13 protein-coding genes and 3 tRNA genes are annotated in these 15,555 nt (G+C 59.6%); 9 read left to right on the top strand and 7 right to left on the bottom strand.

Going from position 1 to position 15,555, the window contains the following annotated elements; genetic code table 11:
• Window positions 1-2: 2 nt before the first annotated feature.
• Window positions 3-422 (bottom strand): peptide-methionine (R)-S-oxide reductase MsrB, encoded by a 420-nt coding sequence (gene msrB, locus HMPREF9241_RS02600; protein WP_006680723.1) that lies wholly within the window; start codon window positions 420-422, stop codon window positions 3-5.
• A 90-nt stretch (window positions 423-512) separates the two neighbouring features.
• Window positions 513-2,498, bottom strand: a complete 1,986-nt coding sequence (locus tag HMPREF9241_RS02595; protein WP_006680722.1) for a mechanosensitive ion channel family protein — start codon at window positions 2,496-2,498, stop codon at window positions 513-515.
• Between the two features lie 222 nt (window positions 2,499-2,720).
• On the opposite strand from HMPREF9241_RS02595, the gene HMPREF9241_RS02590 reads away from it, so the two are divergent.
• The 3 genes from HMPREF9241_RS02590 (at window position 2,721) to HMPREF9241_RS02580 (ending at window position 3,030) form a co-directional block, all read left to right on the top strand.
• Window positions 2,721-2,793 (top strand) — tRNA-Glu (locus HMPREF9241_RS02590).
• A gap of 60 nt (window positions 2,794-2,853) precedes the next feature.
• Window positions 2,854-2,927: transfer RNA gene (locus tag HMPREF9241_RS02585), tRNA-Asp, on the top strand.
• 27 nt (window positions 2,928-2,954) lie between these two features.
• Window positions 2,955-3,030 (top strand) — tRNA-Phe (locus tag HMPREF9241_RS02580).
• A 380-nt stretch (window positions 3,031-3,410) separates the two neighbouring features.
• Here the strand turns inward: HMPREF9241_RS02580 and HMPREF9241_RS09770 are convergent.
• Entirely contained in the window at window positions 3,411-3,545 is a 135-nt protein-coding gene (locus tag HMPREF9241_RS09770; RefSeq protein WP_083856924.1) for an IS1/IS1595 family N-terminal zinc-binding domain-containing protein, read from the bottom strand.
• Between the two features lie 292 nt (window positions 3,546-3,837).
• On the opposite strand from HMPREF9241_RS09770, the gene HMPREF9241_RS02570 reads away from it, so the two are divergent.
• Window positions 3,838-4,626, top strand: a complete 789-nt coding sequence (locus HMPREF9241_RS02570) for a DUF4352 domain-containing protein (protein WP_006680719.1) — start codon at window positions 3,838-3,840, stop codon at window positions 4,624-4,626.
• Between the two features lie 337 nt (window positions 4,627-4,963).
• Here the strand turns inward: HMPREF9241_RS02570 and fucO are convergent, their stop codons facing one another.
• Together fucO and HMPREF9241_RS09600 are read right to left on the bottom strand one after the other, a co-directional pair.
• On the bottom strand, window positions 4,964-6,115 hold the full coding sequence (fucO, locus tag HMPREF9241_RS02565) for a lactaldehyde reductase (RefSeq protein ID WP_040318482.1): 1,152 nt from the start codon (window positions 6,113-6,115) through the stop codon (window positions 4,964-4,966).
• A gap of 117 nt (window positions 6,116-6,232) precedes the next feature.
• The gene (locus tag HMPREF9241_RS09600) at window positions 6,233-6,433 is read right to left on the bottom strand and encodes a bifunctional hydroxymethylpyrimidine kinase/phosphomethylpyrimidine kinase (protein WP_243440769.1); all 201 of its coding nucleotides are present in this window, start codon (window positions 6,431-6,433) and stop codon (window positions 6,233-6,235) included.
• 283 nt (window positions 6,434-6,716) lie between these two features.
• On the opposite strand from HMPREF9241_RS09600, the gene HMPREF9241_RS08745 reads away from it, so the two are divergent.
• The 4 genes from HMPREF9241_RS08745 (at window position 6,717) to HMPREF9241_RS02540 (ending at window position 9,642) form a co-directional block, all read left to right on the top strand.
• The gene (locus HMPREF9241_RS08745) at window positions 6,717-8,333 is read left to right on the top strand and encodes a P-loop NTPase family protein (protein WP_006680716.1); all 1,617 of its coding nucleotides are present in this window, start codon (window positions 6,717-6,719) and stop codon (window positions 8,331-8,333) included.
• Between the two features lie 113 nt (window positions 8,334-8,446).
• The gene (locus HMPREF9241_RS02550; protein WP_006680715.1) at window positions 8,447-8,875 is read left to right on the top strand and encodes a phage holin family protein; all 429 of its coding nucleotides are present in this window, start codon (window positions 8,447-8,449) and stop codon (window positions 8,873-8,875) included.
• A complete protein-coding gene (locus HMPREF9241_RS02545; protein ID WP_006680714.1) occupies window positions 8,872-9,180 on the top strand; it encodes a DUF3618 domain-containing protein in 309 nt (102 codons plus the stop codon). The genes HMPREF9241_RS02550 and HMPREF9241_RS02545 overlap by 4 nt, the downstream gene beginning before the upstream one ends.
• Window positions 9,181-9,375: 195 nt before the next feature.
• Window positions 9,376-9,642 carry a DUF3073 domain-containing protein gene (locus HMPREF9241_RS02540; protein WP_006680713.1) on the top strand — a complete coding sequence of 89 codons (267 nt, stop codon included), beginning with the start codon at window positions 9,376-9,378 and terminating at the stop codon, window positions 9,640-9,642.
• 292 nt (window positions 9,643-9,934) lie between these two features.
• On the opposite strand, the gene purM is transcribed toward HMPREF9241_RS02540, so the two are convergent.
• Together purM and purF are read right to left on the bottom strand one after the other, a co-directional pair.
• Entirely contained in the window at window positions 9,935-11,125 is a 1,191-nt protein-coding gene (purM, locus tag HMPREF9241_RS02535; protein WP_006680712.1) for a phosphoribosylformylglycinamidine cyclo-ligase, read from the bottom strand.
• Window positions 11,126-11,216: 91 nt separating this feature from the next.
• A complete protein-coding gene (gene purF, locus HMPREF9241_RS02530; RefSeq protein ID WP_040318359.1) occupies window positions 11,217-12,821 on the bottom strand; it encodes an amidophosphoribosyltransferase in 1,605 nt (534 codons plus the stop codon).
• Between the two features lie 251 nt (window positions 12,822-13,072).
• On the opposite strand from purF, the gene HMPREF9241_RS02520 reads away from it, so the two are divergent.
• On the top strand, window positions 13,073-15,535 hold the full coding sequence (locus tag HMPREF9241_RS02520) for a (Fe-S)-binding protein (protein ID WP_006680710.1): 2,463 nt from the start codon (window positions 13,073-13,075) through the stop codon (window positions 15,533-15,535).
• Window positions 15,536-15,555 lie beyond the last annotated feature (20 nt).

Raw genomic sequence — 15,555 nt, 5'->3', positions numbered from 1 at the left:
CATCATCCGCCCGCGGGCACGAAAGTGAGCGCTGCAGAGTTCATGCAGTAGCGGTTGCCCGTCGGCTGATTCGGCGCATCCGGGAACACGTGACCAAGGTGCGAACCGCAGTTCGAGCAACGAACCTCGGTACGAACCATGCCGTGCGAGCGGTCTTCAATCTCGGTCGTCGACGCGTCTTTCGCCTGATAGAAGCTCGGCCAACCGCAGTGCGATTCGAACTTGGTGCTCGCATCGAACAGCTGGGCACCACACGCCGCGCAGTGATACGCGCCGTCACGAGTTTCCCCCAGCAACTCTCCCGTGAAGGGGCGTTCGGTCCCCGCCTCGCGTAGCACGTGGTATTGCATCGGCGTCAAGATACGCTTCCACTGCGCATCGGTCATGTTCGCTGCATCGTTCAAGCTTGGAAAATCAGTCATACACCTATTGTCGCCCTTGAGGGACGAGGTCGCGATTCGCGATTAACCTTCGGACTTACCTTCACGCGGGTAGATGACACCCAGAGCGAATCAGAGGTGCTGGATCTTCGTTTCCGTCAGATCTTCGTCATGACCGTCGCCAGATTCTTCGCCATCACACACGATGGCCGGGAAGGATCCGGTGGCGTTCATTGCTTCTTGCTCGCGTGTTTCCTGTTCGCGCTCGCGACGTTGACGCGTCGCTTCACGTTCCGCGAGCGCGTCTTCACCCGGGCCGGCGAAGATCGCGGATCGTTCTTCAGCGTCAGGTGAACCGGAGAACAAGCGTTCGCCCTTGCCACTGGTTGTCAGGGTCATTGTTATGGCGTCCGGTTCTTTACTCTGCGAAGAAGTCTTTTCGCTCTGCTCGCTCTGCGAAGACGAGGTGGCTTGCTCTAAGGTGCTAGCCGACCCATTTTTTTCACTGAGCTCGTGGGTGCCGATAGCCCCCGTGGCCGTTACGCCCTGCGTTCCAGACACTGGCGATGAAGATTCTTCGGTACCCGGTTGAACACCCTTCGCAACAGCTTCGAGTACCTTCTGTAGCGTCCCGCGAGTCATCACCTGGGTCGACGAATCGTCGCTCGGAGAGGCCTCTCCGCGATCGCCCGCTTCAGCCAAGTCGCGTATACGATCCGCCATTGCACGTCGACGCGCACGCTTTGCTTTACGGCGTGCCGCGACCATACGAGCAGCGTGCTCCGCATCGATGCCTGCATCCTCACCTTCAAGGGCGTGACGCGCATCTTCGATCGCCGTATTACCAGACTCGTGACCCAGCGGAACCGAGGTGTCTCCGGCGATCGAGCGCAATTCAGCAGCGAACGCTGCAACCTGCGCGCGAGAGGTGTCATGCGCAACCGGTGTTCCCTGGTAGGTCTGAACGCGCGTCGACGGCCGAGTCCACGGTTCTTCGGCGACAATCCATTCGATCAAGCGTTCTCGCAAGTGGCAACGCAGATCCCACAGGTTTCCAGAGTTCGCGGCGGACACCAGAATTCGGATCGTGACCGTCGAGGTATCGGATGCCGTCATCTGAACGTTCCACGTACGCCCGTCCCACAGATCCGTCGAGGTCAGGATCTGCTCCACCTTCTGGCGAATCAGCGCCATCGGAGCAGACCAGTCCAGCTGGACTTCGACCGTTCCCAGCTGAGCGGCAGCCCGTCGTGTCCAGTTCTCGAAGGTTGTTGAGGTGAAGTAGGTCGAAGGAATAATCAGGCGTCGCTCATCCCACACTCGGACAACCACGTACGAGAGCGTGATTTCTTCAATCGCACCCGACTCTCCCTTCGCGTTCGCTACAACAACGTCGCCTACGCGGATCGCGTCCGTGAAAGCAAGCTGAATTCCAGCGAATACGTTGCCTAAGGTTTGTTGCGCGGCAAGACCTGCGATCACGGAGATCAAACCTGCGGATGCAAGTAGGGTTCCCATCGCCTGGCGCGCGGCCGCGAACGTCCCCAGAATGACGCAGATACCGACAATCACAACGAGAACCTGCGTCAAACGTCGTAGCACCTGGGCTTGGGTTGCAAAGCGCCTCGAACGCCCTTGATCCGCACGGTTACGCAGACGCGCCGCGTCTTCAAAAACCCACGCTGCCGAATACAGAATCCACGTCATCGCAACAATCGCCAGTATCAGCAGACCGTGAAGGGCGCTGGAGACTAGGGCCCCGTTCGACCATTTTGTCAGATCTGCTTCTTGCAGGCGCCAATTCAGTCCAATCCACGCGCCCCAGACCATCGCTGTGACATACAGGGGTGTGTGAACGCGCTTCACCAGCGCGGCTCCCACAGGCCAACGACGGAAGGTTCGACCGACAAGTGCGGAAACAAACGCGGCAACGACGAAACCGATCACCGCTGCCACTGCTGCGCTGAGCAGCAGTGAAGCAATATCAATGGCATTGCTCACCGCGACTTCCGCAACGCCCGACTGGGTGCCATCAGATTGCGCATCAGCTTCCGTGGCTATATACGAGGCCCCCCAGAGGGTCAGCATGTGCGAAGAAAACAGAGTCGGCAAAGTCATAGTCCAAGCCTAGGGGGTGATTCTTCAGATTGCTGAAGACGCACGGGCTTAGACGCGGACACCGAAAGCCTCAAATCGGAGAGAAACAATATGGAGTTTTCAGCGAATTTTAGCCATTTTTATTAACTGTGAGTCGGTTCACCATGATTCCGTTTTGCATTCCACCCCGTTTTACACATATGCTTTTCCTCGTCTTCGGACGCCACTGTGGTGGCCGAAAAGGCCCCCATCGTCTAGCGGCCTAGGACACCGCCCTTTCACGGCGGCGACACGGGTTCAAATCCCGTTGGGGGTACTCTCTGACGGCACTCGTGCTGAACAGTGAAAATAACTCAATAGGTCTTACCTGTTGTAAGGCCCCGTAGCGCAGTTGGTTAGCGCGCCGCCCTGTCACGGCGGAGGTCGCGGGTTCAAGTCCCGTCGGGGTCGCCGACCAGACCTGCCGGTCCGGTTACTGGCTCTGTAGCTCAGTTGGTAGAGCGTTCGACTGAAAATCGAAAGGTCACCGGATCGACGCCGGTCGGAGCCACCAGATCCCCCGAAAGTTCACAAACTTTCGGGGTTTTTATTTATCCTTCGGGGTTTTTATTTATCCCGAGCCCCGCTCCCGCCGTCAGTGACCGCCATGTCTGGTGGCGGGATTTTCCCTATCAAAGCGGCCCACGCGCGAGAGGTTTCCGCTCTAGCTACGTACCAGCCGAGCACATGAGTATCCGTGCAAGCGATGAGAACAACGACATTGCGGGCAAGATAGATCCCGTCAACATAAACCACCCGGTACACCTCCCCGGCGGTAGGAGCAAGCGGCCAGACCCGCCAAAATTTCCCGCAATGCCTACGAAAGCTACGCCCCCGGCCAGGCATATCCGCCTGCCTGGTAGCGCTCATCAGCCAGGCAAGAAACACTTCCAGCTACTTGGCCGTGTTATCAATCCGACGTGTCATGCTCACCCGGCATGACCTGCACCACCAACGCTGACGACCAGCAGGCGTTTTCCCGTTACGTACCGTTGAACCCCCACAAACAGGGCATGCCACATTAGCCATGGATCAACCACGACCCACACCAACTTAAACACCCAGTTTCCCCTGAAATACCAACGAAAAACAAGGAAAAAATCAACACATTTTGTCCTATAACCCACAGATGAAGCGGTATTCGTTAAGATGAGATCCGTCACGCCGACCTCCTGCGCAGTCACTTCACTCGCTCGTCTTCAGCGTCGACATTCCATCACCACCTATGCGAAAGGCCCGAAGTGAGCACCCCGTTCGAAGGGGGAGCTGCAACTCCTCAGGAAGTTCCCTCCCCCCTCCCCCCGTTAATCCCCAGATCCCTGTGAAGAAGCCGCGCAATACGCTCGGACTCGTCGCGCTCATCCTCGCCATCGCCGGAACAATTCTCTCGTGTGTACCCGGCATCATAATCCTCGGGTGGATCCTCCTGCCCGTCTCCTTCGTCCTCGGACTCGTCGCCGTGCTTCAGAAGGACAAGGCCCATGGTCAAGGCCTCGCAGCGATCATCATTTCCATCGTTGGAACCATCGTCGCAGCCATTGCTTTCATCGCCGTCATCGGCCACGCCGTAGATCAGGCGCTGACCACTGAGACCACGACCTCGACCCCCGCAGCCTCGTCGCCTCAAAGCACTCCCGCCGAATCGGACGCCCCCGCTACGAATGAGGGCGATGCCGGCTCCTCCAGGGAGAATCCTCTCCCCATCGGCTCGGAGATCACGACGGAGGACTGGAAGGTCACCGTCAACTCCGTCGACCTCAATGCGGATGAGAAGGTTGCCGCCGCAAGCGATTTCAACGAGCCGGCCACGGATGGCTTCTCCTATGTTCTTATCAACATAACGGCCACCTACCTCGGCAATGACTCCCAGGGTCAGGCGCCCTGGGCGACGGTCGACTTCGTCAGCAAGGACGGCAAGACGTACAACCTGGCGTCTTCTCAGAAGCTGACTGTCGCGCCGGAGGAGTTCGACCAATTGTCTCCCCTTTTCAATGGCGCATCGACGACCGGAAACATCGTCATCGAGGTCCCGACCGATGGGATCGAGCAAGGCACTCTCGCTGTCCAGGCGGAACTGCTTGCGGATAAGAAGTTCTTCGCCGTCAAGTAGTCGAGTCGATTCCACTGTACATCGGGGCCGTTGGAGCATCACTGCATCGACGGCCCCGCTGGCTTATCACGCACCGACGAACGCCCTCGCGACCTCGAGGACGGCAGTCGCGGGCGCGATCATCACGGCGCTCGTCTCCTCCCTCGTCGCGGGTCTCGTGGGCGCGCGCAAGGGCGACTGAGCGTCCTCTCCCGCCCCGGCGCCTCGTCGACGAGAACGAGGTCCGAACACGATGGCGCGGGCGGTTCCCCGTGGGGAATCGCCCGCGCCATGCGCCCTTCTTCGGGCCCGCAGAGCCCGATGCCCGCTCATCGAACGACGAATGAAGGATTCGCGCTCACAGCAGAGAACGGTAGAGGGCCTCGATGTCCTCTCGAGTCGCGGGACGCGGGTTGCCGGGAGTGCACACGTCCGAGAAGGCGTCGTCGGCGAGTCCTTGGATGCCGGACTCGTCGACGCCGATCTCGGAGATCCTCGTCGGATTCCCCAGGCCGACGACGAGCGCGGAGACCGCGTCGACGGCGGCCGCGCGCGCCTCCTCCAAGGGCATGGTCTGGGCGTTCGCGACGCCGAATGCCTCGGCGATGTCGCGGTACTTCTCACCGGTGTACTCGGCGTTGTAGGCCATGATCGGCGCGAGGAGGATCCCATTGGCGAGACCGTGGGGCGCATTGTAGCGCCCGCCGAGCGGGTGCGCCATGCCGTGCACGAGGCCTAGGCCGACGTTCGAGTAGGCCATGCCATTGATGTAGGCGGCCAATCCCATCTGCTCGACCGCGTCCTCGTCGCCATCGGCCGCAGCCGGAAGGTTCTTCGCGATCATCTGAATGGACTTGAGGCACAGCGCGTCGGAGAGTTCCCACGCGCCGGGGGTGATGTAGCCCTCGATGGCGTGAGTAAGGGCATCGAGACCCGTCGCGACTTTGAGGGAGCGCGGCATGCCGTCCATGAGGTCGGGGTCGACGACCGCGATCACCGGAATGTCGTGGGGATCGACGCAGACGAACTTGCGCTTGTTCGCCGTATCGGTGATGACGTAATTGATCGTCGTCTCGGAAGCGGTGCCCGCGGTCGTCGGGACGCCGATAATCGGGACTCCGGGGTTCTTCGTCGGCGAGAGGCCCTCGAGGGAGAGAACGTCCTCGAATTCCGGATTCGTCGCGATGACGGAGATCGCCTTGCAGGTGTCCTGCGGGGAGCCTCCGCCCAGACCGATGAGGATGTCGGCACCGGACGCGCGGAAGACCTTCAGTCCCGCCTGGACCTTCTCGATGGGAGGGTTCGGAACGACGTCGGAGAAGATCTGCCAGGCGATGCCTGCGCCGTCGAGCAGATCGGTGATCCGCGCGGCCGTACCGTTGTCGGCGAGGACGGGATCCGTCACGATGAAGGCCTTGCTCAGGCCTCGTGCGGTGATCTCCGCGGGAATGTTCGAGATGGCTCCTCGACCGAAGTATCCGGTCTGGTTGAGGATCATCCTGTGGCTCATCTGTTCCTCCTTGAACTGGTCCTTTCTAGGAGCGCCGACGCGCTCGCCATCCAGGATAGTAGCGGAGGTTTTCGAGGGAACAGGCACCGAAGTCCCGAATGACAAGATGGACCTTTCCTAATTCCGGCCCGGAAGGAGGTGCGTCCCCGACTCGTCGACGAACACGTCGGTGGCCTCCTTCGTGAGGTGCCCGCCCTTGACGAGGGCGTGGCGCACGCCGAGGTCGCGCAGGGCCCTCGCCTGGTCGGCCATCTCGTCGAGGGTGGTCGCACGTTCGCACTCGAGGAGGACGGTGGCCTCGGCGAGGTTCGGGGTGATGAGCTCCGCGACGGGGCAGAGGTCGCGACCATGACCGGGTCGAGGACCGTGCAGGGCAGCTCGGGGAGGTATTCGCTAAGCCACGTTTGGCGAAGGCGGGAGCGCTCATCGGGTTTGGGTGCTCCCGTTTTCATATTCACGAGGTCACTGGTTGCGTTTCCTTCACGCATCGCAGGAAACGAGGGCTATTCGCGTCTTCGGGCTCGTATGCGCCTCCCACTATAGGGGTCATGCTGATCCAACAAACGCACGGCAACGTGCCTCAATCTGAGACAATGCTGATATGACAAAGGACATCGACGTACACGGTCGCAAACCTTGGTTCAAGAGCGCTAAGTCTCATCATGCGCCAGGGCCAGGCGAAACTGTGACCGTCTTCTTGCGTGACGTGACGGCGAAGTCTGATCAGGGGATTCGCCTGCTCAACGGTGTTTCTTTGGGGTTCCGTTCGGCTTCACTGACCGCGATTTATGATCCGACGGGTAAGCGTGCGCGGGCTCTTTTTGATGTGATTGCGTCGTTTTCCCAGCCTGATTCTGGGGCCGTTTTTGTGCGTAGCCGACACGCGAATCGGCCTGGTCGTAGCGCCTCGGTTGCTCTGATTACCGCGTCTTCGCCGTTGAACCTGTCGTTGACTGTCCGCCAGAACCTTGTGGCTCCTCTTGCTCTGACCGGGGTGAGCGCGCGGGCGTCGACGTTCCGTTCGATTACTCAGATTCTGGGGTTGAAGGATCTGTTGGATACGCCGACGTCTTCGTTGAAGAAAATTGACCTGTACGCCCTTCTTCTGGCGCAGGCTGTTATCGCTGGTGGCGACATTATTCTGGCGGATGACCCGACGTTCCTTCCGGATCCGCTCAGGCTTGAGGCGATCGACTTGTTGAGCCGTCTCACGCAGTTCGATGCGACCGTCATCTGTGCGACGGCTGATGCGCAGGTCGCGGCCTCGTGCAAACGTGCTGTACTGCTGGCCAACTCGGTGTTGAGCGCGGACCTTATTCACCCGACGCTTCAGGCGATTAAGCAGGCTCAGAGCGAGGATGTTGATAACCCCGCAACCTACTTAGGTCCGATTCCTTCGGCTCTACCTGCGACTTCAGTTTCGGCAACGTCGGCTTCTCCGTCAGTTTCGTTTTCTCTGCCCATGTCACTTTCTGGGGACGAGGCCGGGGCTTCCACTCTGGATCAGGATTCTTCATCGCAGACCCAGGACAGCGAACCGCTAGCTGATGGTGAGCATGATGTACAGATTGCGATTCAGTGGAGGCCTTTGACGGATCACGCCACCGAAGAGGCTCAGACGGACACGAGCGATGATTCTGCGGAGCTTAGCGAAGACGTTGAGTCTGAGGATTCGAATACTGTTTCTGATGAACTTCCCGATTCGGAAGAACTGAAGCTCGAGGAGGAAACAGATGACGCAGACGCCACTGATTCTGAAGAGCCCGTTGCGGAACCGCGATACTCCGGTTTCACGAGGCTGACACCTTTCACCAGCGAGGTTGTTCGGACTCCTTCGCACGCTGAAGAAGCCGGCGATCTGGAGATTACTCCCGAAGATGATTCAACGGATGCCGATGTGTCTGTACCCCTCAACGAAAGCGAGGATGCGCCGGAGGAAGACGACACTCCGATAGCAGACGAAGATGCCGACTCAACGCATCCGGTCGATCTGCCCCGCCGGGATGAAGAACCCGATCCGATCACTCAAGCGATTCGTTTGCTCGCATCGCCGAACGGCCGAGAAGCCCTTGCCGAAGCCGCACATTCACATGCTGGCCAAGCCTCGTATCCATCGAACGGAACGGGACATAACGCACCCACGCCCCAACAGGCAGAAGTCATCGACAAAGCGCGCAAGATCTTGGACGAGCTCCCCGGTTCGGTGATCCCGGAATAGGCTCCGATCTGCGCGGTCACCACATACGACTGCAGGGGCGCGCAGAACGTGAGAAACTGGAGTAAAGCGCGGAACCTACCGCAAGAAACGAACTCAGGAAGCGAGCGTCACCGATGACAACTCCGCTCGAACCGATCGAGGAACCCAAGGCAGCAAAAGCTCGCCCCGCATCGATGGGGGAACTGTTTGCGACCCTGTCCTCGCAGATTACGACGCTGGTCAACGGCGAAATCGAGCTGAACAAGCTCAAAGCTAAGAACTTTGTGAAGAGGATCGGCATCGGTGGCGTCCTGCTTGCGGTTGCAGCCGTTTTTGCGCTCTACCTGCTCGGATGGGTGTTCCACACCGTCGAGATCGCTATCGCAATCGCTCTTCCCGCGTGGGCCGCCTCGCTCATCACCACCGGCATTCTGCTCCTGATCGTGCTGATTTTGGCGCTTGTTGGCGCCTCGTTCTTGAAGAAGTCGCAGGCAGACAAGCCGGATCCGAAGGAACACATCACCCGTGACATCAACGCGCTGAAGAAAGGCTTGGGCAAGTGAGCGACATCAAGGAAACCAGCGAGCGCACCGAAGCTCAGATTCTCGCCGACTTGGCGACTACGCGCGCCGAAATGACGGCCACCGTCGATGAGCTCTTCGGTCGTGTTCAGCCGTCGTACATCATGGATCAGACGAAGAAAACCGCGAAGGCAAAGTTCGCCAACTTCCAGACTCAGGCTCAGATCACCGTTCAGGATGCCAAAGACGGCGAACCCGAGGCCTTGAAGAAGGTCGGTATCGCGGCAGCCGGAGCGGCCACGGTTGTCGGTCTGATCGTTCTCAACATCATTCGTAAGAAGCACTAATTTTCAGATTCTTATTCGATTATTTCGTTGAAAAACCGGCTTTTTGCCGGCACCGCCGGGGAACCAAGCGCGCCCGTGGGTATGGATGCATGTGAGCATTGCGCCCGAATAACGCTATGATGTTCCCACGACACATTTTCATTAACCAGGGCACCGCTTCGCGCGGACCCGAACAACGCGGAGGGGGTCGACGCCATGGGGCGCGGCCGTCAAAAGGCCAAGCAGACGAAAGTCGCACGCAAGCTGAAGTATTTCAGTCCTGATACCGATCTCGACGCTTTGCAGCGCGAGCTCGCTTCCTCTGAGCACTCTCATTACGACGAGTACGACTACGAGGACGCAGAGGACAAGCAGGACGAAGAAGACGACCTCTACTCCAAATACGCGGATTTTGCCGACGCCGATGATGCGGAGGAATCTCCCGAGCTCGACGAGGACTTCTGGATCAACCCGTCCAAGTGACGCACCCGTATGCGTTCCGTTGAACTCACGGTGTCACGTAGTGCCACTACGGTGCATTGCCGACGCTGACTGAAGAGGTTTGTTGATGACTAGCTCATACGCTGGTCTTCGTGTACCCATTTCACGTGTGAATAGAAGAGTGCCGAAACCCAGGGTGGGGCTTCGGCACTCTTTGTATGAGGTGATGGGAGGGTGTATGGGGTGATGCGAAGCTTTCCAATAAAGGGCTTCCGACTTTCGATGAAGCGGGACCTTCTGGCCTTCCGATCGGATCACCTTCCGACGAAGTTTCTCAAGCGATTCGGTACTGGCCGTGCAGGCGAACAGCTCCCGCGTTCACGCCCTTCGTTCCAGAGATGATGCGAGCGTCAGTCAAGCCAGATCCGTCATCAGCGTTCTTTTCGGAACGAACGGTGCCGAGAACCCATGCATCAATGCCAGTAGCCTTAGTCGCAGCCATGACAGCGTCTGCGCTTTCAGCGCCAACAACACCAACCATGCCAACGCCTAGGTTGAGCGAGTCTTCCATGCCTTCCCAGCTGACGGATCCGCCGCGGCGCACCCAGTCGAAGACCGGCGGGACAACCCAGGATCCGCGATCGACGTCCGCAATTGATCCCTTGGGGAGGACACGGGAGAGGTTTGCTCCCAGTCCACCACCGGTCACGTGGGACAGGGCGTGAATGCCGGTCAGGCCAGCACCCGCCACAGACTCCGCCGAAGAAGCGCCAGCTTCACCCAGCATTCCAACGCCGAACTGACCAATCAGATCAAGGCACAACGTGGTGTACAGGCGCGTGGGCTCTAGGAGTTCTTCACCGAGCGTGCGACCGAATTCTTCAACGTGGGCATCCAGCGCGAGCCCGGTTCGCGCGACAACGGAACGCACCAGCGAGTATCCGTTGGAGTGCAGGCCGGATGATGCCATAGCGATCAACACGTCGCCGTCAGCAACGCGTTCTGGCCCAAGCAACATGTCAGCGTCAACAACGCCGGTTGCTGCGCCAGCGATATCGTAGTCGTCGGGTTCCATGACACCGGGGTGTTCCGCGGTTTCGCCACCGATCAGCGGGGTTCCGGTTGCTTCGCAGGCGCGAGCGATGCCGGTGACGATCGCTGCGATACGTTCGGGGACAACGTGTCCGCACGCGATGTAGTCGGTCATCAGCACGGGGCGTGCGCCGATCACGACGATATCGTCAACGACCATGCCAACCAGGTCCTGGCCGATGGTGTCGTGGATGTCCATGGCCTGCGCGATAGCAATCTTCGTACCAACGCCGTCCGTGGAGGTGGCGAGCAACGGCTTCTTCATGCCAAGCAACGCCGAAGCATCAACCATGCCCGCGAATCCACCGGTTGCGCCGAGGACGGTCGCGTCGTGCGTACGTGACACGGCTTCCTTCATAAGTTCGACAGCGCGGTCTCCTGCCACGGTATCGACGCCGGCTGACGCGTAGTCGAGGGGGGTGTTCTCGCTCATCGAAGCTCCCTTGGTGAGGTGCGGTGGTGGGGTGGTCGGTTGAGGATCATGGTGCATATCCGGCATCGCGTGGTCACGAGGCCGTATCCGGTTAGCAACTGATAGCCCCTGGAGTGCCGGGGATAGGTGTGCCTGCAGGGATTGTTTCGGGGTAGTCGCCGGTGAAGCAGCCAAGACAGAGGCCGGTTCCCTGGCGAGTCGCGCGAACCATGCCCGGCATCGACAGGTATGCCAGCGAATCGGCGCCAATAGAAGCGCAAACCTCGTCAACGTTCATCGCCGAGGCGATCAGTTCCGCGCGGGTCGGGAAGTCGATACCGAAGAAACATGGCCACTGGACCGGCGGTGATGAAATTCTGACGTGTACTTCGGATGCGCCGGCCTCGCGCAACATGCGAACCAGGGCCCGCTGAGTATTTCCGCGGACGATGGAGTCGTCGATGACGATCAGCCGCTTCCCCTCGATAACCTCGCGCAACGGGTTGAGTTTCAGGCGAATACCCAACTGGCGTAGTGACTGAGTCGGTTGAATGAAGGTTCGGCCAACGTAGGCGTTCTTCACGAGGCCCTGCGCGAAGGGAATACATGACGCCTCTGCATAGCCGATGGCGGCCGGAGTGCCCGATTCAGGCGTGGGGATCACCAGATCGGCTTCGACACCTGACTCTTCGGCGAGGATCGCGCCCATCTCACGGCGCGCCGCCACAATCTGACGATCACCGATGACGGTGTCAGGGCGGGCAAGGTACACGTATTCAAAGACGCAGGTGTTGGAGCGTTTAACCGCGAAGTGGCGTGAGTGAACACCGCTTTGGTCGATTGCGATGAGCTCGCCGGGTTCAATTTCGCGGACGAACGTGGCACCGCACAGGTCAAGGGCGGAGGTTTCGGAAGCCAAGACCCAGCCGGAGTACAGGCGACCCAGTACTAGCGGTCGATATCCGTGGGGGTCGCGCGCAGCGTAGAGCGTGTTCTCGTCCATGAAGACCAGCGAGAACGCACCCTTCAAGCGTGGAAGGACCTTCAGGGCCGCCGGGATGAGAGACGAATAGCCTTCTGTTGTCCCCTGTGCCGGCACCTCGCCAGACGAGGAAGCAGAACCGGCCTCTAAGGTCGACGACTGCGCAAAAGAAGCAGAATCGCCCTGGTCCGTGGAGGACGCAAGGGCGAGCGCTGGAGGAATAAACGGCACAGGTCCAGGGATACGATCTGCCAGTCCAAGAAGGGCCGTGACGATGGATGTGTCCGTGGTTGCACCATGTTCAATGTCGTCACCTTTGTCGGCGATTTTCTTCGCCAGCTCACGCAGTTCGGTCGTGTTCGTCAGGTTGCCGTTGTGGCAGAGAGCGACCGTTCCGTTTGGCGTGGGACCGAGCGTGGGCTGGGCGTTACGCCACGTATCCGCCCCCGTAGTCGCGTAGCGGACATGTCCGATGGCGACGTGGCCGGTCAGGCCTTGAAGGGTTTGTTCCGTGAACACCTGGTTCACCAAGCCTTGGTCTTTGTAGACCAGAATCTGAGAGCCGTTCGAGGTTGCGATACCGGCGGACTGCTGTCCTCGGTGTTGCAGAGCATATAGCGAGAAGTAGGTGAGTCGCGAAACGTCCTCACCGGGCGCCCACACGCCGAAGACACCACAGTGGTCGTGCGGTCGGTCGTCTTCGAAGATCTCTTGGTCGGATAGGGGCTTGTCCATGTTCACCGAGTCTGTGATCACGGCTTCACCTTCTCACAGATTGACGTGCGCGTGCCACGAGCGTCCGGGTGAGGTGAGGAACTCATCCCGTTCCTCTCCGGATCTTTCGCAACAGTGAGCGCACGAAAAATGCGAATGAGGAGCGGAGCATATTGAGTCGAAACCGCGCGTTTGCACCCCACAACGCCATGTGCAGACAGTGGGTGCGACAATGAAAGCAGTTGATTCCTATCCGTTCGGAGATCATTTCGATGGCATCTTCTGCTCTGAGTGTTGTGTGCTGGGTGTTTTCCCTGCTGGTGACTCTGCTCGCCCTGCTGGCGTTCGGTCGCGGTATCGCACATATCTGGCGCCAGATCAACCAGGGCCAGCCTGATCCGGGGCGTCTGCGCCCGGTGGGCAAGCGCCTATGGTCGATGATTTCTACGATTTTGACTCACCGTGAGTTCAAGCATCGCCCGTGGGTGAAGGTCGCTCACTGGCTGGTGATGATCTCCTTCCCTCTGCTGTTCCTCACGCTTGTTGCCGGCTATGGGCAGTTGCGCGATCAGATGTATGCCCTGCCACTGCTGGGGCATTTTGCGCCGTGGGAGTGGCTGACAGAGGTCCTCGCCTGGGGTGGTCTGCTGGGCATCATCTACCTGATGATCGTGCGCAAGCGCGCTGGCCACGGCAGTGTCGCTGAGGCAGCCGTGTCGAATGATGATCAGGCTTCCCTGACGGGTAACGACGCGCCACTGTCCTGCCCGCACCCGCGCGACGGTTCACCACAAGGGTTGGCGTCGCGTTTCCTCGGGTCGACGAAATGGCAGGCGCTGTTCGTCGAGTGGGTCGTTCTGATTGTGTGCGTGTGCATCATCGGTTTACGAGGCCTCGAATACGGCCTGATGTTCGAACAAAATGCGGGTCAGGAATGGCCGTTGCCTCTGATTGTTCACTTCCCGCTAACCGGGTGGATCGGCGCGCTTGCTTTGAAGGCTGGGCTTGGCTCAACCGGTCTTGCAAACGCGATCGCCGTAGTTGCGACCGTCAAGATCATGACGTCAATGCTCTGGATGATGGTGGTCGGCGTGCAGACGTCGATGGGCGTTGCATGGCACCGTTTCGTTGCGATCGTCAACCTGTATGCGCGTCGCAACGATGACGGCACAAAGTCGCTTGGTCCCGCCGATCACATGCTGATCAACGGCGTGCCGGTGACCAGTGAAGAACAGTTCGAAGACCTTCCCGAGGACACGGTTCTGGGTACGGGCAGTGCCACCGACCTGTCGTGGAAGGCACGCCTTGACCTGTATGCCTGCACGGAATGTGGTCGTTGCCAGGAACTCTGCCCCGCGTGGAATACGGGCAAGCCCCTCTCCCCCAAGCTTTTGATCATGTCGATGCGCGACCACGTGGAGTCAGCGTCGAATAAAGAGATCGTCTCTCAGGAACTTGTTGACGGTAACGTCCCCGGTGACCGCACTGTTGCCGACGTGATTGAGCACGGCGATCTGATGCTAGATAAGGGCGTTGAGCCTTCCCCGCATTCCTTCGATGTCCTGCAGATGCTTTCCGCGTCCGGGGCAACTGGTCCTGAGGGCGTCACTGACGTCGCCGGACCACTGGTTCCCGGCGTTGTCAGCGAGGAAGTCCTCTGGGATTGCACGATGTGTGGCGCCTGCGTCGAACAATGTCCCGTCGACATTGAGCACATCGACCACATTCTTGACCTGCGTCGCCACCAAGTGCTGATGGAAGCCGCATTCCCACGCGAACTGGGACGCGCATTCCGTGGCATGGAATCAAAGGCCAACCCTTACAATCAGCCGGCACGGAAGCGTTTGGATTGGGCGAAGAACCTGGAGTTCGACGTGCCCGTGATCGGCGAAGATATCGAGACCGCTGAAGAGGTCGACTACCTGTTCTGGGTGGGGTGCGCGGGCGCTTTCGACGATAAGGCAAAGCAGACCAGCGCTGCCGTGGCAGAGCTATTGCACACTGCCGGTGTTTCCTTCGCTGTCCTCGGTTCGGGTGAGTCGTGCACGGGTGATGCTGCGCGCCGTGCCGGCAATGAGGTTCTCTTCCAGATGCTCGCCGCGCAGGCGATTGAGACTCTGAACGAGGCGAAGGCTCAGAAGATCGTTGTCTCGTGCGCTCACTGTTTTAACACGATTGCTGGCGAGTACCCGGAGCTCGGTGGTCACTTCGACGTCATCCACCACACCCAGTTGCTGAACCGCCTAGTGCGCGACGGTCTGTTAAAGCCGGTTGCTCCAGGCTCTCCGTCTGATACCGACCAAGCGGGTCGCCCCCTGCACGTCACCTATCACGATGCCTGCTACCTGGGTCGCCATAACCGCGTTTACGAGCCACCGCGCGAACTGGTCGCTTCCATCCCAGGTGTTGAGGTTGTTGAGATGCCTCGTAACCGCGACCGCGCCATGTGCTGCGGTGCCGGTGGCGCGCACGCCTGGTTCGAAGAATCACGAGGCACCCGCATTAGTGATGCTCGCATTGTCGAGGCAGCATCAACAGGCGCTGACGTGGTCGCCACTGCGTGCCCGTTCTGTTCGCAGATGCTGGGGTCTGCGTCCGGTTCCTCGGCGGGCTTCTTGTCCGCCTCTGGCCAGGGCGCACCTGCTGACGGCGCCACGTTGACGGAAGCCACTTCCCTGCCCGAGGTGAAAGACGTGGCGGTCATGTTGCTCGAAGCCGTGAAGCGCGGTCAGTAGGGTCGTTATTCTCTTCCGTT

Source organism: Schaalia turicensis ACS-279-V-Col4 (assembly GCF_000296505.1).
Lineage (GTDB): Bacteria > Actinomycetota > Actinomycetes > Actinomycetales > Actinomycetaceae > Pauljensenia > Pauljensenia turicensis_A.
This window is presented reverse-complemented; position numbering and strand designations above follow the sequence as displayed.

What these genes read in the sequence shown, in the direction of transcription:
- msrB (WP_006680723.1), bottom strand. Translation starts at nt 422, where the DNA reads ATGACTGATTTTCCAAGCTTGAACGATGCAGCGAACATGACCGATGCG.
- HMPREF9241_RS02595 (WP_006680722.1), bottom strand. Translation starts at nt 2,498, where the DNA reads ATGACTTTGCCGACTCTGTTTTCTTCGCACATGCTGACCCTCTGGGGG.
- HMPREF9241_RS09770 (WP_083856924.1), bottom strand. Translation starts at nt 3,545, where the DNA reads ATGGCTAATGTGGCATGCCCTGTTTGTGGGGGTTCAACGGTACGTAAC.
- fucO (WP_040318482.1), bottom strand. Translation starts at nt 6,115, where the DNA reads ATGAGCCACAGGATGATCCTCAACCAGACCGGATACTTCGGTCGAGGA.
- HMPREF9241_RS08745 (WP_006680716.1), top strand. Translation starts at nt 6,717, where the DNA reads ATGACAAAGGACATCGACGTACACGGTCGCAAACCTTGGTTCAAGAGC.
- HMPREF9241_RS02550 (WP_006680715.1), top strand. Translation starts at nt 8,447, where the DNA reads ATGACAACTCCGCTCGAACCGATCGAGGAACCCAAGGCAGCAAAAGCT.
- HMPREF9241_RS02540 (WP_006680713.1), top strand. Translation starts at nt 9,376, where the DNA reads ATGGGGCGCGGCCGTCAAAAGGCCAAGCAGACGAAAGTCGCACGCAAG.
- purM (WP_006680712.1), bottom strand. Translation starts at nt 11,125, where the DNA reads ATGAGCGAGAACACCCCCCTCGACTACGCGTCAGCCGGCGTCGATACC.
- purF (WP_040318359.1), bottom strand. Translation starts at nt 12,821, where the DNA reads ATGGACAAGCCCCTATCCGACCAAGAGATCTTCGAAGACGACCGACCG.
- HMPREF9241_RS02520 (WP_006680710.1), top strand. Translation starts at nt 13,073, where the DNA reads ATGGCATCTTCTGCTCTGAGTGTTGTGTGCTGGGTGTTTTCCCTGCTG.